Source organism: Geomonas oryzisoli, assembly GCF_018986915.1.
GTDB classification, from domain to species: domain Bacteria; phylum Desulfobacterota; class Desulfuromonadia; order Geobacterales; family Geobacteraceae; genus Geomonas; species Geomonas oryzisoli.
Genome location: NZ_CP076723.1, coordinates 2,018,894 through 2,037,455 on the forward strand (window position 1 = coordinate 2,018,894; position 18,562 = coordinate 2,037,455).

Genomic DNA, 18,562 nt, shown 5'->3' on the forward strand with positions numbered 1-18,562 from the left:
CCGGCGGTTGAACGTTCCGAGGAGAATACGATCGTATACCCGTTCCTCATTGTGGCAGGCCGCACTTTATTTTGATTTTGTACTGGGAGGTTCAATGCTGGGTAAGATAATTTCGCTATTCAAAAAGCGGGATGAAAAGGAAATTGAAAGACTGGAAGAGGATTGGTTCAACAAGAAAAGTGATGTGATGGCAGCCGTACTTGGGAGGGAGCACGACATGGTGCTGCATTCCATTATCCCATACGAAATCGGCGGAGCATTGGATCTCTACTACTATCCAAACGGTATTGCCGGTACCGCTATCGCAACCAAAGAAGTATCACCTGCTTGTTCCAAAGGTTCTTCAAACGATGCATTCAAGAAGTACGAACTGGTGATGTTCACCAGGCATCTTATGTCTGATGATGACTTGGAAGCTGACCAGGGCGATGACATCAGTCCCTTCAAGAAAGCAATGCGCAATATAAGCTCTATCTTGAACCCCGTCGCCCGATACAGCTCCGAGGCGACTCTCAATCCGAAAGAGACGTGCGAATTTCCCGAGGATTTCGATGACATCGGCGGCAAGTGTCTAATCTTTGATAATTATGGTGAAGTGCCGGTTTCTCAAGAGGGATTTGGAGTGATGGCGGTCATTGAGATTTACAAGAGCGAGATGCAGTACGCCATGGAGCAAGGTGGCGAGATGCTGCTTTCGAAACTAAAAGCACAGGGGCACTACCCGTATTCAGACTTGGACAGGGAGCCCGTGGTATAGCATCACGGCTAGCAGAGAATGTGAGTGGCGTGTTGGGCTTTTGTACCTGGTCATGTCCATCCCAGAAAAAGTTACATGAGTTATCAACGTCCCTGCTGCTTCCCTAGAAGTTGCATAGACACCAGCGTTACAGCTGCCCACTTCAGCTACTATCTTACTGAGTAATACATGGATTATGAAGAGCGGCAGAGGGACGCACATAAGAATATAGGTTTATCCTACATAATCTTATGAGCTTATGTGCGTATCTTTGATGTTTATACTGAATTGGAGCCAAAATGATTCAGGCCGAGTTGAGAGGAAAAATATCACGTCGAACAGAAGAAATGGAAGACCTATTAACTTCAAATATCTTCAGTTTTTTCAAATATGCTAATCGTCACGTGTATTTAAAAGGCTTTCTAAAATCATTGGGCATGGAAGTCTCAAATGCTGCTCTTGACAAAGCGCAGTTCCTATTTTGGCCGCGATATGAAGAAAATACAGAGCCGGATTTGGTAATCATCGTGGACGATTATTATATCCTTATTGAGGCCAAACATCTCTCGGGGTTCGGCAAGGCATTTGAGGAAAAAGAAGAGCAACTTGTCCGCGAGTTCAAGCAAGGCGCGACAGAGGCCGCGAGATTAGAAAAGATTTTTAGGTTTATTACTATCACGTCTCATTACACTTTACCCGCGAAGCTATTTGCTCATTTGCCTGATTATATTAGAATGTCCCTGCACTGGACAAACTGGCACTCGATTGCCGCTCTTTTACTGAACACGTTTGAGGAGATGAAGCCTACCCCGGATGAGGCATTTGCTACAGATCTCTATAAACTCCTGGAAAAGAAAAAGTTAAGAGGCTTCCTTCCATTTACCCGCTTGAGTACTCAGATTCAACCTTCTCCGCCTGTGATCTTTTTTAATGCAGAGGATGCGGTTTTCAGGGGTGCCTTCATCGGCTTTGAGCAGAGTCTCAAAAAGTTCTCTGACGTTACCACATCATCGGGGCGGCTATTTTTTAACCGAACATTTTTCGGTCGTCTGTTGGACTCTTCAATCGAAACTCCGGCTCACATCAGACTCTTACTAGGAGGTGCACAGTGACCATTGCCCATCTTGAGACCCAGACAACAAACGCGCTCGACTTCCTGCAAAAGCTGTTCTTCGAAATCTCGTACTTGATTAAGGAAGTTGAGGGGTTACTACAGCATGAGGGGTTCCGGATCGGCAAGCCATCTGGCTACGGAGTCACTTCTGGCAAGTCCACAGGGCTCGAAGCGGTCAACGTAGAATCATGGCTATCTAAAAGTTTTACTGTCTTCTTCGTCGCGTCTGATGACTGCACTGACTACAAAGGCCAGACCATTACGGACTTCAAAGACGGGCTAAAGGTACTCTTTCTCGATATTGAACTACAAGGTCGTAAAACTAAGGTTCCAACAATTACTGCTGGGATGCTTTATAACATACGAACGAAGAGGCCGGATTTTACCAAATTTGAGCAGGTTATGAACCATGTCTTTTTCTATTATCGAGATAAGATCTCTGTTTCTAGAGATTCCCTGAAGTACGAGGATTCCTACCTTGCCTTCGAAGGAAAAGTTCACTCTTTGCCTTTGTTCGCAGTCCAGTCAACCGAAGACGTACTGCAAAAGATCGTAACGCCCATGCTAACCGAATATGGTAATCGGTAACCGTTTCTACTTATCGGGACGTTATTCGATTTTGGGATTTACTTGTCTGGCAAACAGTGAAGTAAAAAAGTCGACATCGCCCCCGCCTCTAACAAAGTACGATCTTGCCGGCCATATATCAACCAGGAACCACACATGCTTCTTAAACTATTCACAGCTACTGTAATAACCGCATTAGTCACAGCCTGTGCGACACCGTCCGTTCCTTCTACGCCCCCTCAAGGCACTAACAGTAACGGGATGTACATTACTGATGGCCAAAAGGTCGGCTTCTCCATTTATCAGAAGGGGCAGGTGGTGAATGCCCTATGGGAGAAGGGGTACCTGACGTATCGGTTAACGAACGATGCCTTCACCATCACTACGAAATACAATAGCCTGCGGATATACCTTGCTGAGAAAGATGCCGGTGAATTCAGGGAAAGCAAAAAGGTGAAGCTGAGTGTGCTTTCCTCGGTGCTGACCGGAGCATCAGAAAGCAACTCAGACACCTTGTTTGTTGCTGATCCCACCGACCCCCTGTCGTCCAATAACTCTCTGGATCAATACAGCGGGCTCAAACCCACCAAATCCGAAAACTCCTTTGTTGCGGGAAATCTCTATTTCCTGAAAACAGGTAAGGAAATAAGTTTGTCTCGGTACGCCGGGACGTTATATGCCTACGCGTGGATTGATTTCAACGGAGACCATAAGATCGACCTCAACGAGGTTTCTAGACTCAAGTTTCTCGTCAACACAAAGTGACGGAGGATAGCGAGGTGAGGCAGAAATTGCCCCCCCTCGACACGTCGCGAAGGTCACGCCAGGCTCAAGGACAAACTGTCATGACGATCATTACACACCTGTTCGTGTTTCTGCTACTAATAACACCTTGGGAAGCATTGGCTGCTGGGTTCGACTGCACCAAGGCTGGAACCAAATTGGAGAAGCTCATCTGCAAGGATCTCGAATTGTCTGCTGCTGACGATCGGGTTTCCCTGCTCTTTAAAGAAGCCTTAAAGAAGAGCACGGATAGAGACATGCTTCTACAAACTCAACGTGAGTGGCTGAAAAGACGAAATGCCTTTATTGATAGAGAAGCCTTGCTCAAAATCTATAATGATCGCGTGATAGAGCTTCAGGAGCCTGTTTGGGTGCCTGTCCGCTCTGTTACCTCGACCTGCCCGCAGTTTCTTAAGCGAAATGACATCGACGATATCTCTAAATGTCAGGTTTCAGAATCCGGCAGAATTGGCACTGAAGGTAACAAGACCTATCTTTACACCCTTTACTGCATAGTTCCTGCTGAGTCAGGTGAAACAGGGAATTGCACGCCAGACTCCTATTATGGCAAAAGAGGCTTATCAGTATATGTCCAAGATGGACCATCACAACCATTGAAACTGTTCCTTGATCGCGGCTCATCCGACATAGGTTTGCGCGAATACGAGAAGCCGGAATTACTTCGGAACCAGTTCGGGAAAATCCTATACGTCCCAATCAGGCTTGATGGAACCGGTAATTTCAATGAAAGTGACTACTACATATGGGACGAAGGGGCTAAAAGGTGGAGCTACCTGGATTCGAATCGATGGCTTGATGATCTCGAAAAATATCTGCCCCGTGGCACTCATGTCTTGAGCGGAGTTTGGCCTGATCTAAAAAGCATGACTGCAGAGGTACTTCTCTACCGGAAAAACGATCCAAACTGCTGTCCATCCGGAGGGACGGCTTTCGTGACCCTATCGATAGAAAAAGGTCGCTTCAATATCCGATCCGTCAAAGTAACGAAAGATGTGAAGTAGCTGGCCCATGGCCCGCAATGGCAGAAGTAAGACGGCATATGTCCTACCTGTCTTTAAGCAATTTGTAAAAAACCAGAGTGACAATCGCAGTGCGTCCCTACTAGATCCCGGTAGCTTATGCCGCGGGGCTAGGCCTGGCCGTTATTTGGAGCCCAGGGGACACCGGCATCTTTTTATTTCATGTTTTTATGTATTTATACTTTAAGGAGGGGTGTGCGTGAAATTGGTTGTTCGTTTGATGATGGTATTGTTGTTTGCCTGTACTGTTACTTTGTACGGATGCGGGGGCGGTGGCGGCGATGAAGAGTCGATTGACGGGCTGCTCCGCGGTGTCGGTTGGCTTTATGACAACGCGCCTGCCGACTTATCCAGCCACGACATCGGCTTGGGCGTATGGCTCTATTACGACCAAACGCTTGCTACCAGCGATATCCAGGGATTTACTGTGACCGCTCCTGATGGCGGCCATTGGACTGTCACGGCAACCAGCAATCTTTTCGGCACCACGAGAAACGGACCATATGTGACCGGAAGGCTTGTCAACTCCAACACTCCCAGTCGACTCCCGCTCGCCGGCACTTGGACCTTCACGTTGAGGCTGAAAAACGGGACCATATCGTCCATCCAGAAAAAGTTTCATGAGCCTGGAAGTTCCGCCGATGCGACTCATCCCTATGTGTACGTGAAAGAGGACTGGACCCCGAACAGCAATACCTCGCAATACGTTGCGGCACTGGGAAGGTTCTCGGCCTATAATTATGCACTTCAGTACTCGGCTGGTGTCGGATCGATAACCAGTACGGGGCTGGCCAATATAAGGAGCATGTATTTCAATGCCGAGCCGACGGCGTATAACATGTACTGCTGGCTCTACGATGCCAACCGTGTCTATCTCGGCTACACGATCACCGAATATTCCGCGTCAGACCATTCCAGCACAGGTCTTGTGACGCCGGGCGGTGAATTGGCGATTTCGGCGGCTGCCACGACTGGTGCCAGCGGACCGGTCGACCTCTCACTGGTCAAGTACATCCGGTTCGTCTATGTCGACGGTGCCCAATTCAGCCCTGGATACGGTTACGATTACCGCTCCGTTTCGTACCTGGTGCCTGTCAACTGACCATAAAAAAAGAGCCTTTCGATGTCGAAAGGCTCTTTTTTTTGTGCCTGGGGTAGGTTGGCTTGCGCCCATGCTAATACATCGGTTTACACCGATCAAGCATCATACAAAACCATCCTTTGTGTTGCTGGCCGCAGAAACCTGCTATACTATCCTAGTCGATCTAACTATCTTTAACCAGGTGCATGAGCATGACACGACTTAAACACAATCCAACGCCGAATTATTGGCGATTGCAGGCTGCTAAGGCCCGCTTCAGCGAGGTCGTAAAGCGTGCCAAGGCAGAAGGGCCACAGCATGTTACCGTCTATGGGCGGGATGAAGTGGTTGTAATTTCCACGGAAGATTTCCGACGGCTCACCGGAGAGATTACGGGGGACGCTCTTATTCAGGCCATTCAATCGTCTCCCTACAGGGATGTCGATATCGAACCATCGCGTATCACGATGCCGGTTAGGGACGTCGACCTATGAGGCGATGGCTGTTGGATACGAATATCCTTTCGGAGATTCGCAAACCAAAGCCTCAGCCGAAGGTTATCAACTTCATCAAACAACAACCCATAGAAACTTTATTTGTCAGTACGGTGACCTTTGCAGAGTTCCGATTTGGCATTGAACTGCTCGAAGATGCGGGACGGCGGGCCGAATTGAACGACTGGTTGACCCTCAGAGTTCGCCCGATGTTTGAGGGTCGCACTCTTGAGATTACTGAAGAAGTCATGTTTAAGTGGAGGATGCTTGTTGACGTTGGACGCAAGCAGGGGCACACATTTACGCAACCAGATCTGTTGATCGCTGCCACCGCGATCATCTATGGCATGACTGTCGTGACAAGAGATGCCTCAGACTACAAGCTTACCCGTGCTTCTATTTTTAATCCCTGGGCTGATCCCGTTCCCTCTTAAGAAATCAGCAGTTCTCCACCTTTTAAGTATTACTCCAAGAGAAATCCCCCTTGTCCCCATTCGAAAAAAGGGGGGGGACGCTAGGGGGACGCGCAACGCTGCGTATCAACAGCAAAAACTTCCACCGAATGAATTTTCGCTTAGGACAGGGGATCCAACGCCTGGAAAGCGCCGCAACATCAGGCACCGGGGCTGCCGGGGTGGAAGGTCTTGCGCCATTCGGTGGGGGTGACGTTGAATCGGGCCCGGAAATGCTGACGCAGAGAGGAGGCGGACTGGAAACCGACCAGTTCGGCTATCCTCTCTATGGAGTGGCCGGTGGTCTCCAATAGCTCCTGGCTCCGTTGCAAACGCTCGCTCATGAGCCACGCGCCGACGGACATACCGGTGGCTTTCTGGAAGTGCCGGGTGAAGGTGCGGCGACTCATTAGGCTGTAATCCGCCAGTTCGTCCAGGCTGTGCTCCTCGGTGAGGTTGTTGCGCAGATATTCGAGCAGCTTGTTGACGTTGGCGTCGCGGGTGGAAAGGGGGACGGGCTGCTCGATGAACTGCGCCTGGCCGCCTTCGCGATGCGGCGGGATGACCATGCGCCGTGCAACTTTGTTGGCGATGGCCCGGCCATGTACCCGATGCACCAGGTAGAGACAGCAGTCGAGACCGGCCGCGGTCCCGGCCGAGGTGACCAACCGTTCGTCTTCGACGTAGAGGGCGTTGGTGTCTAACTCTACATTGGGGAAACGGGTGACAAAGTCCTGCTCGAACTCCCAGTGGGTACCGGCCCGGCGGTCATCCAGCAGGCCGGCGTAAGCGAGGACGTAGGTTCCCAGGCACAGCCCAACCACCAGGGCGCCACGCTGGTACGCCGCAACCAGGGCATCGAGCAACTCCTGGTTCGGCCTCTCTGAGGGATCACGCCAGTAGGGGACGATGACGATGTCCGCTTCCTCCAGGGCCTCCAGCCCGACGCACGTCTCGATGCTGAAGCCCTGGCGGGAGCGCAAGGCACCGGGCTCTCCCGCACAGATCGTCAGGTTGAAAAGCTTTTGACCGGGCAGAACGTCGCCGAAGATGATGCACGGCACCGAGAAGTGGAACGGGCTGAAGTGGTTGATGGCAACGACTGCAACAGACGGAACCGACATGTAATCCTCTTGCACTGCTCCGGAATTAACCGCAACTGACGCGGCTCACAGCTCGCAGGTCTCCCCGTCCTCAGGCACGAGCACTCGCTGTATCATGCCATTTTCCTTGAGGAAGTCACGCAATTCTTTTCTCGACAGCACGGCGTGGTTCATGGCCTCCATGTGGCTCGCTATGATGGTGGCCTCCGGCGCGGCTTTGCAAACTTCATGAACGTCCTGCTTCCCCATGATGATGGACCCAATCCCGATGATCTGGGCATCACCGCAGTTGAGAACGATAACGCCCGGTGCGTATTTCCGCAGCGCGTCCGCCACATGCGCGTTCCAGACGGTATCGCCGGCGAGATAGAGGGTTTTCTCGTCGGGATGCTGGAGAATCACTCCGCATACCTCGCCCAAACGATCACCGAGTTTCGCCATGGCAGCGTCGCTGCCATGCTGCCCCGATGTTTTTATGAGAGTGATGCCGGCGAATTGCGTTTGCTGCGTGAGCACGGTGACGTCGGTAAAGCCGGCCTCCCGAAGCAGGGCGGCATCTTTTTCGTTCTGGGCGAAGATAGTCATCGTCTTCGGGATCAGGTTTCTAGCCGCTTCGTCCCAGTGGTCGAGGTGGGTATGGGTGACGATGACGGCGTCCACGTCGAGCAATGTCTTCACGGGTACCGGCAGGTCCACCAGCGGATTGCGCAGATGCTGGTTGACCGTTCCCGCAAAGGGCGGGTACGCCCCTTTCTCGGACAGAACCGGGTCGATCAGAAATCTCTTCCCGCCATATTCAAGCTTCGCCGTCGCATTGCGAACTTGTATGAATTTCATCACTTGCCTCCTTGATTCGGTATGGGTGCATTATCGCCAATTGCATCAGCCCCTGCCAGTGGCCCGAAGGACAGATATCGTCCGGTTTGGGACACAGAGTTCCATGAGTGTATCTGGCGGATTAAGTTCGGTAAAGGCGGATTTCCATCTGATGCGTCGAATTCCGCTTAACTTCAGATCGTTCAGGATTCAAATCGACGAATCTGATTTCAATTCGGCGATTCTGATCGTAATTCGACGATTCTGATCGTAATTCGACGATTCTGATCGTAATTCGACGATTCTGATCGTAATTCGACGATTCTGATCGTAATTCGACGATTCTGATTTCAATTCGTCGATTCTGATTTCAAATCGATAAATCTATTTTCTAATCGACCAATTTGGTTCCAAATCGCCGAGCGAGCTGACGAAAGACCTGTTGTCTGCCGTGCTTTCTTCAGGGAATGTTTCGTCTGAATTTCAAGGGAGAGAAGGACGGAGAAGTCGGAAGGGGAGGGGACCCCCCTGGCGGGAACCAGGGGGGGGATGCCACTCAGACTGATGGCAAAATTACCATGTTGGACCAGGGGCCCAAGGTGTTGCCTCGCTTGCCCCTAAGCTTCAGGTAATTGGTTTTTGTTCTGTTTAACCCGGTGAGGTAGATTCCTTGGCAATTCGTCGACCAGGTCAGGAAAGACCAGTTGCTCTCAACGCTGGGTTCGCTTTCGCTGAACCATAGTTCGTACCCCTTCGCACCCGCAAGCCTGGTAAGCGAGCAGTAAGGGAGTCCCTGTTTGTCAAAATGGACCCTCAGGTCGTTGGCAGCTAGCAACGGAATAGCAGCTGAGGTAGTTGCGGGCTTCGGGGCCACGTTGAACTTGTTCATTAACGAAGGGTCTATAGGGCTCACGGCTTTACTGAACCCGTTGATGATGGAGATAGCTTGGTACAGTTCGGCCCCCGCCTCTTCGCACTCCTTGACCTGTTCGGGGTCGCCTTTTAAATAGCCGGTGAGACTCGCCTCCAATCGGTTGTGCAGTTGGGCATATTTGTCGGGAGTAGGGAATAGGGAGAGGATGTAGGCGTGGAATTCCGGCGTCAGCGCTCGACGTATCTCTTCTGACTTGGCGACCATCTCTGGAAGCGTAAGATCGTTATGGGGCATTGGCGTCCTCCTTCTCAGAACTTGGATTGATTGGCGTGTGTTAATGTTGCCATCGTTTTTGCAGCGCGCAAGAAAAAAAGTTTGATGCTGTCCTCCCATCGCCTTTTCTTGACAACGCCACCTCGATCAGGAAACTTAAATTGAATTAATGTTTGATCGGAGGCACCATGGATAACCTCCTCGCTGCCCGTGCCCTCATGGGCGTTTCCTTTGTCTTCCACATCATTTATGCCACCCTTGGGATCGGTCTACCCCTCTTGCTCATGCTGGCCGAAGGACTGGCATTGAAGACCGGCGATGACAGTTGGCACCGAATCGCCAGGCGCTGGGTCCTCCCCGCAGGCGTTGTCTTCGCCATCGGCGCCGTTTCGGGAACAATCCTCTCCTTCGAGCTGGGGCTGCTGTGGCCCAGGTTCATGGCCTTCAGCGGGGCGATGATCGGCTTGGCCTTCTCCATGGAAGGGTTCGCCTTCTTCACCGAGGCGATCTTTCTCTCCCTTTACTTTTACGGTGAACGACGGCTTTCCAGGCGTGCTCTTTTCCTTTGCACCATACCCCTTACCCTGGCCGCGGCGATCTCCGCCATCTTCGTTATCAGCGCCAACGGTTGGATGAACGCACCCTCCGGGTTTCGGATGGTGAACGGATCCCCCTCCGATGTGCTGCCGCTCAAGGCCTTTGCCAACGAGGCATGGCCGCACGAGGCGCTGCACGGCACCCTCGCCGCCTATGTCGCCACGTCCTTTGCCGTTGCCGGCTACTACGCCGCCTTGCTCCTCAGGCGGAGGGACACCGTCGATGCGAAAAAGGCGCTGGTGTTGTCGCTTTCGGTGGCTGCGGTGACGGCGCCCCTCATGCTGGTGACGGGTGACTGGGCTGCCGATTCGGTGGCACATTTTCAGAAGGCGAAGCTGGCCGCGATGGAGGCGCATTTCAAAACCTCGGCTGCCGCGCCCCTGGTGATCGGCGGTTGGCCGGATCCGGATAACGGGCAGGTCCTCTACGCCTTGCGCATCCCGAAGCTTTTGAGCCTTCTCGCGCAGGACGACCCCAATGCTGTGGTGCAGGGGCTCGACGCGTTTCCCCAAGGAACAACGCCCGATCCCAGGCTGGTGCATCCCTTCTTCGACCTGATGGTCGGCTCTTTCTTCGTCATGGCGATCGGTCTGGGCTGGTTCTGGTGGCTGCGCTGGCGCACAAAGGTGGTACCGGATGGGCCTCGGTTATTGAAGTACCTCATCTTCGCCTCTCCCTTCGGCATCATCGCCCTGGAGAGCGGGTGGCTGGTGACCGAGTTCGGCCGGCAGCCCTGGGTGGTGCAGGGCTACCTGCGCACCTCGCAATCGGTTACCCCCAACGCCGGTATGGTCTCCGTGTTTGTAACCTTTGTCGTGGTCTACTTTTGCCTGACCGCCGGAATGTTGAAACTGCTGCTGCGTCACCAGGGGCGCCACGGTGTGGACGGCAAGGAGGTGGGACATGCCTGATCCGGTATCGCTGGCCGCCCTGGTGGCCGCTCTCGCCTTGGTGCTGTACGCCCTTTTCGGCGGCGCCGATTTCGGAGGAGGCATCTGGACCGCGCTCGCTTTCGGGCCCCGGGCGCGTGAGCAGCGGGAGGCGCTCTTCAATGCCATAGGTCCGGTGTGGGAGACCAACCATGTCTGGCTCATTTTCGTGGTGGTGACGCTGTTCACGGCATTTCCTGCCGGCTTTTCCGCCTTGTTTATTGCGCTCATGACACCGCTGGTGGTCGCCCTGGTGGGAATCAACTTCAGGGGGGCGGCCTATGCCTTCCGGCACTACGGCAGGGCGTCGGGCCGGGAATTGCCTCTCACCGCGCTGGTCTTCGAGATCGCCAGTGTGCTCACCCCCTTTGCCCTGGGCATGGCGGTGTCGGCGACTGCGGCCGGCAGCATCACCATCGACAACGACGTGGTCGCTACCGGTACCGCGGTTTGGCTCAACCCTTTTACCCTCATGGGTGGCGTGATTGCCCTCTGCATGTGTGCTTACCTGGCGCCGGTGTACATGACGGTTCGGGTGAGCGGTGCGCTCCAGGAGGATTTCCGCAACGCATCGATCGCCGCCGGCGTGGCGCTCGGTGTGGTGACCGCGGTCATGATCCCGCTCGCCCTGCAGACGGCCCCGGAGTTCTCCCACAGGCTGCTCGGTTCCTGGCCCATGCTCTGTGTGGTCTGCGCGGTGCTCTCCGGGGTGACCACCCAGCTTTTGCTGCTGTTGAGGCACTACCGGCTCGCGCAGGTGATGACCGGTGCCACCGTGGTCCTTACCCTGGCCGGTTTTGCCGCCGCACTCCATCCCGATCTCATAATACAGGAGATGCCCCTGCGAGCCGCCGCAGCACCGCGCAGTACGCTCGTTGCATACCTGACCGTGCTTCCCGTCGGGGCCGCGATACTGGTTCCTTCCTTGTGGTTTCTGTACTGGACCTTCAGGGGGGAGCCGGCGCCGGAGCTCCCGCCGGCCGGGAAGGAGCCGTGAGGGCAACAGGAAAAGATGTGAAAAATTTAACCTTTGTGCTAACCTGAACTGGGCATTTTGCCATAATCCTCAGTACAAGGAGTGCAGCTATGAAAAGGATACTTCTCATAATCAGCATGGTGGTAACTGCGCTCGCCTCCGGGTGTGCCTCCCGCGAAGGGAGCGCGGTCGGCGGTGCCTTGGGCGGCGCTGCGCTAGGCGTCGGCGGTTACGAGTATAGTGCACACAGGCAGATGGAACAGGTGGAGGCTGACTACCGGGCGGGCAAGATCGACAGGAGAGAGTACGAGATCCGTAAAAACCAGATCGAAAAGGGATCCCTGTTCCAAAGGTAGAGTTCACACACAAAGCGAAGCCACTGGCAAAGCCGCCCCGAAAAGGGCGGCTTTTTGTTGGTCCAGTCAAACTTTTTGCCTCCGTATACAAACAAATATGGCATCTGGATGTGAAAAATAGTAAAGTTGCGGGTCTTGTGACTTAACTAGCCTCAGAGGCCGCATGAAACCCTTCCACACCGAAACAGTGCTGCAAACGACCAGGGACAGGGTATGGGAGCTGTTGAGCGACTTTTCCCTCTACCCGCAGTGGAACCCGCTGTTTCCCAAGCTTGCCGGACCCGGTACCGTGGGGAGCAGCCACGAAATGGTGGTCCATCTCCCCGGGATCGATCCCTTTACCGTGCAGGCGACGCTTGATGTTAAAGGGGAGGGGGGACTCTCGTGGCACAGTGTCTTCCTGGGACGTCCCGTGCTTACCTGGACCTTTTCCTCCCGCATCCGGGTGGTTGCTCCCGAGAGCCTTGAGGTCCGGCTCGACTCCGAGTTTCGCGGCGTGCTGGCGCCTTTGTTCCGGTTCGCCCTGGCGAGGTCGATGGAAGAGGGGATGGAGCAACTGAACCAGGCGCTGCGCCGCTGGGGCGAGAAGGGAAATGTGCGCTGCATGAGGTGCTGAGTCGCATTCAAGTTTATTTTCAGGAGGGATCGATGAATGAATGTTGCACTGCGGACCAGCATGCGTCCGTTCTTAACCTGCCGCCGGTTCAGGGGCGCTGGCCCGGCTCCTGCTTTGTCTGCTCGGAGGGGCACCCGCACGGGTTGGGCCTTCGCTTTCACCATACCGCCGACGGCGTCGCCTGCCTGACCGCCGTCCCCGCGACGTACTGCGGTTTCGACGGTATGGTGCACGGAGGGATCATCTCCGCGCTCATGGACGAGGCCGCCGCCTACGCGCTTTTCGCACGTCACGGCAGGCTCGGGGTGACCCGCGAGATCAACGTCCGTTTTCTGAAACCGGTCCCTACCGGCACCGAGATCCGGGTTGTGGGCCAGGTGCTCACCTTCGATCCCCCGGAGGCGGAGGTGGTGATGGCCATCTACGATGCCGACGGGCAGCGTCTTGCCGAGGGGCGCACCTTGTGGTCCTTCCCGCGCCTGTCCCGCATCGCGGCCCTGGCCGGCGTAGAAGAAGAGGTGCTGCAGAATTTCCTGGATGACTGCCAGAAGGTTTCCTGATTAGTGACCATCTTCCGTTGCCTGCCGCTCCCTCTTTTCAAAGCGGGGCGGGGGGGGAGATTTGCTTTTCCGCAACCCAAAACAAATCCCCCTAAATCCCCCTTTATCAAGGGGGACTTTCCAGCGGTAGGTAGGCGGCAGACAGTTGGGTAAAAGTTTAACCATTGCTTCAATGAGGAGGATATAAATGAGTGATTTGCTGATTCCGCGCACCCCTTCCGCGTTCGATTACCAGCTGCTGATCAAGAACATGCTGCTGTACCCCGTGGTCGACAACCCGGACCAGGAGATCGTCTACCGCGACCTCTACCGCGGCACCTATCGGCAGCTCAGGGAGCGGGTAGGGCGGGCCGCCAGCATGCTGACCGACCTCGGGGTGCGCCCCGGGCAGACGGTCGCGGTGATGGACTGGGACAGCCACCGCTACCTGGAGCTCTTCTTCGCGGTGCCCATGATCGGCGCCGTGTTGCACACCATCAACGTGCGCCTGTCGCCGGAACAGATCCTGTACACCATCGACCACGCCGAAGACGACGTGCTGCTGGTCAACGCGGAGTTTCTTCCCATCCTGGAACAGATCCGCGGCAGGATCGACAACGTGCGCACCTACATCCTGATCAGCGACGAGGAGGCCAAGGAAGACGATACCGTCCCCTTCGCCGGCGAATACGAGGAACTCCTGGCCAAGGCGTCCCCCGATTTCGACTTCCCGGACCTGGACGAGAACACCAGGGCCACCACGTTCTACACCACCGGCACCACGGGGATGCCCAAGGGGGTCTACTTCAGCCACCGGCAGCTCGTGTTGCACACCATGGCCCTCATGACCACGCTCGGCACCGCGACCGCGCACGGCTGCCTGCACCGCGACGACGTCTACATGCCCATAACGCCCATGTTCCACGTCCACGCCTGGGGCGTCCCCTACATCGCCACCATGCTGGGGCTGAAGCAGGTTTACCCGGGCCGCTACCTCCCGGAGACCCTGCTGGAACTGAAGGAAAAGGAAGGGGCAACCTTCTCGCACTGCGTGCCGACCATCCTGCACATGATGTTAAAGCACCCGCATGCGGCGCGCATGGACTTAAGCGGCTGGAAGCTCATCATCGGCGGCGCCGCCTTGTCGCGCAACCTCTGCGTCGAGGCGCTGAAAGCCGGTATGGATGTCTTTACCGGCTACGGCATGTCCGAGACCTGCCCCATCCTCACCATCTCCCAGCTGACGCCCGAGATGCTTGAGCTCTCCCACGCGGATCAGGCGGAAGTCCGCTGCAAGACTGGCCTTACGCTGCCGCTGGTGGACCTGCGCGTGGTGGATGCCGATCTCAACGAGCTGCCGCGGGACGGCGTAAGCGCGGGCAACGTGGTGGTGCGCTCTCCCTGGCTCACCCAGGGGTATCTCAAAGACCACAAGGCCTCCGAACGCCTTTGGCTTGGAAGTTATCTGCACACCGGCGACGTGGCGGTGCGCGACCAGCTTGGCTACCTGCGTATTACCGACCGGAGCAAGGACGTCATCAAGGTCGCTGGTGAGTGGGTCTCTTCCCTGGAGCTCGAGGACATCATCGCTCACCATCCTGCCGTGGCCGAGGTGGCGGTGATCGGCAAGGCCGACGAGAAATGGGGCGAGCGTCCCCTGGCCCTGGTGGTTCCCAAGCCGTCGGTGAAGATCACCGAGAAGGACATCTCGCACCACGTCAGGCAGTACGCCGACAAGGGGGTGGTGAGCAAGCAGGTCGTGCTGGTCAAGGTGAAGTTCGTGGAGGCCATCGACAAGACCAGCGTCGGCAAGATCAACAAGGTGGCGCTCCGGGAGAGGCATCTGGGGTAGGGGGACGGAAGGTAAGGGGAAAAGGAAAGGGGGAGCGCCGGTGCGGTCCCCCTTTTTTTGTTTCCTTGGATGCTGTGGTGCGCCGGGCTAAATTCCGGCGCTAGCGGGCGGAAAGCTCCGCCATGCAGTCGCTCCACACCTGCACCAATGTGTCGATCTGGGCGTCGGTGGCCATGGGGGGGATGAGCATCATGTTGTGGAACGGGGTGATGAGCACGCCGCGGTTGGCCAGGTAGAGATGGGTGTAGTATATGAGTTCCCAGTCGAAATGGGCCTTGGCCTCGGAGCCGTTCCTGGGCAGACGCGGCATGAACTGCAGTTCGCACCGGGCACCGCTCCTGGTCACGCTCCAGGGAATGTCGTGCCGCTTCAGAGCCGCATCGAGCCCGTCCGAGAGCCGATGCTGGCCGGCGATCATCCGCTCGAAGGCATCGTCGGTGGCCACGTGCTTCAGGGTGGCCTCCATGGCGCGGATGGCGAACATGTTGCCGGACAGGGTTCCGCCGATCCCCATGGGGTCGGAGACGCTCTTCCTGCCGAAGGAGGCATTGATCCGGTCTGCGATCTCCCGGGTGAACCCGTACACCGCCACCGGGATGCCGCCGGCGATGGATTTGCCGAGGGTGACGAAGTCGGGCTTGAGGCCGTAGGCCGCCGTGTAGCCGCCGGGGCCCGTGGAAAGGGTGTGGGTCTCGTCGATGACCAGGACGCTGCCGTACCTGGTGCAAAGTTCCCTGAGCGTCTCGTGATACCCTGGCGCCGGCAGCACCATGCCGCAGTTGGTCATGATCGGCTCGGCGAGGACGCAGGCCACGTCGCCGTGGGCCAGCTCCTTTTCCAGTGCGGCGATGTCGTTGAATTCGACTACACGGGTGAGCGCGTCCTTGGGGACGCCGGGGTTCATGTCGAAATCGGAACGGAGCTCAAGCTTTCCGGTGGGGCCTATGTGCGGCAGGGTTTCGTCGATGGAGCCGTGGTAGCACTCGTTCATCACCAGGACCTTGTGCCGTCCGGTGAGGGCGCGGCAGATCCTGAGCACGTAGCGGTTCGCCTCGGTGGCGGTCATGGCGACCTGCCAGAAGGGGAGGCCGAACCGGCGCCCGAGTTCGCTTCCGATGGCAAGGGCGCTCTCCGAGGGGAGCATGGTGGTGATGCCGTGGCGCACCTGGTCGGCGACAGCGGCGGCGGTCGCCTCGGGGGAGTGACCGAACATGGCCCCGGTGTCCCCCAGGCAGAAGTCGAGGTACTCGTTGCCGTCGATGTCGGTGATCTTGTTGCCCTGCGCCTTTTTTACGAATATCGGGTGGGAGGTGCCCCAGTCGCCCATCCACGGCATCGGGACCCCGTTCAGGAGCATTTCGTGGGCGCGCTCGAAGGTCTTTCGGGACGCGGGAGTGCGCTCCAGAAAGATCCGGTTCTCGCGGTCCCTGAGCTCGACCAGCCGCGCATCGGATACCACCCGGTAGGACGTCTTCATTTCAGTAATCATCGTTCCTCCCTTATTGTTCTTTGTTTTCCCGGCTGGTTCAGGCGAAGAGTCCTGCCATTTCCGGTTCGAATGCGTCCCAGACCCGCTTTTTCATCTCGTCGAGGAACTCTTGGGTGACGAAGCGGGGCAGGGTGATGTTCGGGTTTGGGTCGCTGAAAACCTGCTGCGGCAGGGTGTACTCGTCGTCCTGGTACCCCTGGCGCAACTCCAGGGCGAGCCCTCTCAGGTAGGCGCGCCGTACCGCCGCGACGATCTCCGCGGAAGTGACCTCCAACCCGGTCGCGGCCTTGACCGCCCGCACCACGAAGTCGTGGCCGAGGCCGAGCCCCACGAACTTGCACAGCCCGATCATGTCGTAACCCACCTGGAGCAGTCCCTGCTGCGTGATGGCGTGGACCCAATCGTTCAGCCCCACTTTTCCCTCCCGGGCGACCATCATGTGGGTCCCCATGGACATATGCCCGCCGGCGATGGCGAAGGCGTAGCCGGGGTTGGTTTCCGGGAGGTAGGCGGGGAGTTCCAGCCCCTTTACCTGCATGGCGTAGCCGGTTTCGCCAAGCTGGGTGGAGAGCCGCTGCACCCCGTGGCCGATGCGGTCGCAATTGCCATTGCCGGTGGCGAGCACAAGCTCCCGCACCTTGTCGTAGTCGCCGAAGGTGGCACCGTTGAGGATGGTGTCTTCCGGGTGGCGCGCGTTGTAGTCGAGGACGTAGGCTATGGTGGAGCCGAGGGATATGGCGTCCATGGCCAGGTTGTCGCACAGCCTGATCAGTTCGGCGACCTGCTCCCCGTTGTGAATGCCCAGGTTGGTGCCGAAGAGGTTCAGCGGCTCGAAGTCGAACTTGGCGATGAATTCGCCGGCGCTGCCGTCCTCGTTTTTGCGGTAGAGGTTGTTGTGGCAGCGTACCCCGCAGCGAAAGCAGGCTTCGCTGCGCACGTGGAGCGACTTATCCACGCTGTCGCGGTAGAGTCCCTCGATCCGCTTGCCTGCTATGGAGCGGAAGTTGTTTTCCGGCACCGCCTTGAAGACGTCCAGCACTTCCAGGTTGGCCCAGGTCCCGCCGCCGCCCCCCTGTGTCAGGGGTTGGAACCTGTTGGAGCCGCCCCCCTTCACTACGTCCCGGTTTACGTCCCGCATCTCCGCAGCGATGGGCGGGAGCCGGTCCTCGCTCTGCGCCACGATGGCGACCAGGTTCTTGTACCCCATCAGGCTCCCCATGCCGCCGCGACCGGCAAAGCGGCACTTGTCCTCGCCGGACTTCAGCTGGTTTTCCGTGCTGAGCGCGACGGCACCCATCAGCACCTCCCGGTAGCGTTCTCCGGCGGGACCGATGGCGGCGAAATGCGCCTCCGGATATTCCTTTTGCAGGGCCATGATCTTGTCGTGGCTGCTGAGACCGAGCAGGTGCCCGGCGGGTTTCAGTTCCGCTTCCGGCCCGTTCGCCCCGGCGCGGAAGACGGCGTAGACCGGCTCATCGGCGCGCCCCTCGAATACCACTTCGTCGATGCCGGTCCACTTGAGCTTGCTGCCGAATTTACCGCTGGCGGCGGACCACATGGCGGCGGGAAGTCCCTTGCGGGACTGCTTGAGCGGGCTGTAGGCGGAAAAGTAGCTGCGCAGCCCGGTCATCACGTTGCTTCCGGTAAGGAGCCCCGTGTTGAGGATGAGCGGGTTCTCCGGCGTGTATGCCTGCTGCACCGGCCGCGTGGCCAGCATCTGGAATGACCTGCCGAAGCCGCCCAGCACCTCCTCAAGGTTGCGGCAGGGTATCTCTTCCATGGTTATGGTGCCGTCCCCAAGGGAGACCGTGCAGCGGTTGTAGAGCACCGCGGACGGGTCGCTCCCCGGGGTAGTGGTGGTAAATCTCATTTTTT

General features: G+C 56.7%; 19 protein-coding genes. 14 read left to right on the top strand and 5 right to left on the bottom strand.

Annotated elements, in window-relative coordinates; translation table 11 throughout:
- Positions 1–94 precede the first annotated feature (94 nt).
- The 8 genes from KP004_RS08955 (at position 95) to KP004_RS08990 (ending at position 6,249) form a co-directional block, all read left to right on the top strand.
- The gene (locus KP004_RS08955) at positions 95–757 is read left to right on the top strand and encodes a suppressor of fused domain protein (RefSeq protein WP_216801976.1); all 663 of its coding nucleotides are present in this window, start codon (positions 95–97) and stop codon (positions 755–757) included.
- Positions 758–1,035: 278 nt separating this feature from the next.
- Positions 1,036–1,848, top strand: a complete 813-nt coding sequence (locus KP004_RS08960; protein WP_216801977.1) for a hypothetical protein — start codon at positions 1,036–1,038, stop codon at positions 1,846–1,848.
- Positions 1,845–2,438: a hypothetical protein gene (locus tag KP004_RS08965; RefSeq protein WP_216801978.1), complete on the top strand. Its 594-nt coding sequence runs from the start codon at positions 1,845–1,847 to the stop codon at positions 2,436–2,438. Before KP004_RS08960 ends, KP004_RS08965 begins: the two co-directional genes overlap by 4 nt.
- A 135-nt stretch (positions 2,439–2,573) precedes the next feature.
- Entirely contained in the window at positions 2,574–3,182 is a 609-nt protein-coding gene (locus tag KP004_RS08970; protein WP_216801979.1) for a hypothetical protein, read from the top strand.
- 80 nt (positions 3,183–3,262) lie between these two features.
- The gene (locus KP004_RS08975) at positions 3,263–4,222 is read left to right on the top strand and encodes a lysozyme inhibitor LprI family protein (protein ID WP_216801980.1); all 960 of its coding nucleotides are present in this window, start codon (positions 3,263–3,265) and stop codon (positions 4,220–4,222) included.
- A gap of 217 nt (positions 4,223–4,439) precedes the next feature.
- On the top strand, positions 4,440–5,342 hold the full coding sequence (locus KP004_RS08980; RefSeq protein ID WP_216801981.1) for a hypothetical protein: 903 nt from the start codon (positions 4,440–4,442) through the stop codon (positions 5,340–5,342).
- A 191-nt stretch (positions 5,343–5,533) separates the two neighbouring features.
- Positions 5,534–5,815 (top strand): type II toxin-antitoxin system prevent-host-death family antitoxin, encoded by a 282-nt coding sequence (locus KP004_RS21480; RefSeq protein WP_216801982.1) that lies wholly within the window; start codon positions 5,534–5,536, stop codon positions 5,813–5,815.
- Positions 5,812–6,249 (top strand): type II toxin-antitoxin system VapC family toxin, encoded by a 438-nt coding sequence (locus KP004_RS08990; RefSeq protein WP_216801983.1) that lies wholly within the window; start codon positions 5,812–5,814, stop codon positions 6,247–6,249. Before KP004_RS21480 ends, KP004_RS08990 begins: the two co-directional genes overlap by 4 nt.
- A 179-nt stretch (positions 6,250–6,428) precedes the next feature.
- Here the strand turns inward: KP004_RS08990 and KP004_RS08995 are convergent, their stop codons facing one another.
- The 3 genes from KP004_RS08995 to KP004_RS09005 all read right to left on the bottom strand — a co-directional run bounded on the left by KP004_RS08995 (position 6,429) and on the right by KP004_RS09005 (position 9,354).
- Positions 6,429–7,391, bottom strand: coding sequence for a GlxA family transcriptional regulator (locus KP004_RS08995; protein WP_216801984.1), 963 nt, complete (start codon positions 7,389–7,391; stop codon positions 6,429–6,431).
- Between the two features lie 45 nt (positions 7,392–7,436).
- Positions 7,437–8,207, bottom strand: a complete 771-nt coding sequence (locus KP004_RS09000) for an MBL fold metallo-hydrolase (RefSeq protein ID WP_216801985.1) — start codon at positions 8,205–8,207, stop codon at positions 7,437–7,439.
- Positions 8,208–8,742: 535 nt separating this feature from the next.
- A complete protein-coding gene (locus tag KP004_RS09005) occupies positions 8,743–9,354 on the bottom strand; it encodes a hypothetical protein (protein WP_216801986.1) in 612 nt (203 codons plus the stop codon).
- Positions 9,355–9,521: 167 nt separating this feature from the next.
- On the opposite strand from KP004_RS09005, the gene KP004_RS09010 reads away from it, so the two are divergent.
- From KP004_RS09010 to KP004_RS09035, 6 genes are all read left to right on the top strand, one after another.
- The gene (locus KP004_RS09010) at positions 9,522–10,841 is read left to right on the top strand and encodes a cytochrome ubiquinol oxidase subunit I (RefSeq protein ID WP_216801987.1); all 1,320 of its coding nucleotides are present in this window, start codon (positions 9,522–9,524) and stop codon (positions 10,839–10,841) included.
- Positions 10,834–11,856, top strand: a complete 1,023-nt coding sequence (locus tag KP004_RS09015) for a cytochrome d ubiquinol oxidase subunit II (protein WP_216801988.1) — start codon at positions 10,834–10,836, stop codon at positions 11,854–11,856. Before KP004_RS09010 ends, KP004_RS09015 begins: the two co-directional genes overlap by 8 nt.
- An 89-nt stretch (positions 11,857–11,945) precedes the next feature.
- The gene (locus KP004_RS09020; RefSeq protein ID WP_216801989.1) at positions 11,946–12,191 is read left to right on the top strand and encodes a hypothetical protein; all 246 of its coding nucleotides are present in this window, start codon (positions 11,946–11,948) and stop codon (positions 12,189–12,191) included.
- Positions 12,192–12,354: 163 nt separating this feature from the next.
- Positions 12,355–12,807, top strand: coding sequence for an SRPBCC domain-containing protein (locus tag KP004_RS09025; protein ID WP_216801990.1), 453 nt, complete (start codon positions 12,355–12,357; stop codon positions 12,805–12,807).
- Positions 12,808–12,839: 32 nt separating this feature from the next.
- Positions 12,840–13,367 carry a PaaI family thioesterase gene (locus KP004_RS09030; protein ID WP_216801991.1) on the top strand — a complete coding sequence of 176 codons (528 nt, stop codon included), beginning with the start codon at positions 12,840–12,842 and terminating at the stop codon, positions 13,365–13,367.
- Between the two features lie 187 nt (positions 13,368–13,554).
- A complete protein-coding gene (locus KP004_RS09035; RefSeq protein WP_216801992.1) occupies positions 13,555–15,198 on the top strand; it encodes a fatty acid--CoA ligase in 1,644 nt (547 codons plus the stop codon).
- Between the two features lie 100 nt (positions 15,199–15,298).
- On the opposite strand, the gene KP004_RS09040 is transcribed toward KP004_RS09035, so the two are convergent.
- Both KP004_RS09040 and KP004_RS09045 read right to left on the bottom strand, forming a co-directional pair.
- Positions 15,299–16,687 carry an aspartate aminotransferase family protein gene (locus KP004_RS09040; RefSeq protein WP_216801993.1) on the bottom strand — a complete coding sequence of 463 codons (1,389 nt, stop codon included), beginning with the start codon at positions 16,685–16,687 and terminating at the stop codon, positions 15,299–15,301.
- A 37-nt stretch (positions 16,688–16,724) separates the two neighbouring features.
- Positions 16,725–18,557 carry an aldehyde ferredoxin oxidoreductase C-terminal domain-containing protein gene (locus KP004_RS09045; protein ID WP_216801994.1) on the bottom strand — a complete coding sequence of 611 codons (1,833 nt, stop codon included), beginning with the start codon at positions 18,555–18,557 and terminating at the stop codon, positions 16,725–16,727.
- Positions 18,558–18,562: the final 5 nt, after the last annotated feature.

Bases quoted from the DNA above. Each gene is read 5' to 3' on its own strand.
- KP004_RS08955 (WP_216801976.1), top strand. From the start codon at position 95: ATGCTGGGTAAGATAATTTCGCTATTCAAAAAGCGGGATGAAAAGGAA.
- KP004_RS08960 (WP_216801977.1), top strand. From the start codon at position 1,036: ATGATTCAGGCCGAGTTGAGAGGAAAAATATCACGTCGAACAGAAGAA.
- KP004_RS08970 (WP_216801979.1), top strand. From the start codon at position 2,574: ATGCTTCTTAAACTATTCACAGCTACTGTAATAACCGCATTAGTCACA.
- KP004_RS08975 (WP_216801980.1), top strand. From the start codon at position 3,263: ATGACGATCATTACACACCTGTTCGTGTTTCTGCTACTAATAACACCT.
- KP004_RS21480 (WP_216801982.1), top strand. From the start codon at position 5,534: ATGACACGACTTAAACACAATCCAACGCCGAATTATTGGCGATTGCAG.
- KP004_RS08990 (WP_216801983.1), top strand. From the start codon at position 5,812: ATGAGGCGATGGCTGTTGGATACGAATATCCTTTCGGAGATTCGCAAA.
- KP004_RS08995 (WP_216801984.1), bottom strand. From the start codon at position 7,391: ATGTCGGTTCCGTCTGTTGCAGTCGTTGCCATCAACCACTTCAGCCCG.
- KP004_RS09000 (WP_216801985.1), bottom strand. From the start codon at position 8,207: ATGAAATTCATACAAGTTCGCAATGCGACGGCGAAGCTTGAATATGGC.
- KP004_RS09005 (WP_216801986.1), bottom strand. From the start codon at position 9,354: ATGCCCCATAACGATCTTACGCTTCCAGAGATGGTCGCCAAGTCAGAA.
- KP004_RS09010 (WP_216801987.1), top strand. From the start codon at position 9,522: ATGGATAACCTCCTCGCTGCCCGTGCCCTCATGGGCGTTTCCTTTGTC.
- KP004_RS09015 (WP_216801988.1), top strand. From the start codon at position 10,834: ATGCCTGATCCGGTATCGCTGGCCGCCCTGGTGGCCGCTCTCGCCTTG.
- KP004_RS09020 (WP_216801989.1), top strand. From the start codon at position 11,946: ATGAAAAGGATACTTCTCATAATCAGCATGGTGGTAACTGCGCTCGCC.
- KP004_RS09025 (WP_216801990.1), top strand. From the start codon at position 12,355: ATGAAACCCTTCCACACCGAAACAGTGCTGCAAACGACCAGGGACAGG.
- KP004_RS09030 (WP_216801991.1), top strand. From the start codon at position 12,840: ATGAATGAATGTTGCACTGCGGACCAGCATGCGTCCGTTCTTAACCTG.
- KP004_RS09035 (WP_216801992.1), top strand. From the start codon at position 13,555: ATGAGTGATTTGCTGATTCCGCGCACCCCTTCCGCGTTCGATTACCAG.
- KP004_RS09040 (WP_216801993.1), bottom strand. From the start codon at position 16,687: ATGATTACTGAAATGAAGACGTCCTACCGGGTGGTATCCGATGCGCGG.
- KP004_RS09045 (WP_216801994.1), bottom strand. From the start codon at position 18,557: ATGAGATTTACCACCACTACCCCGGGGAGCGACCCGTCCGCGGTGCTC.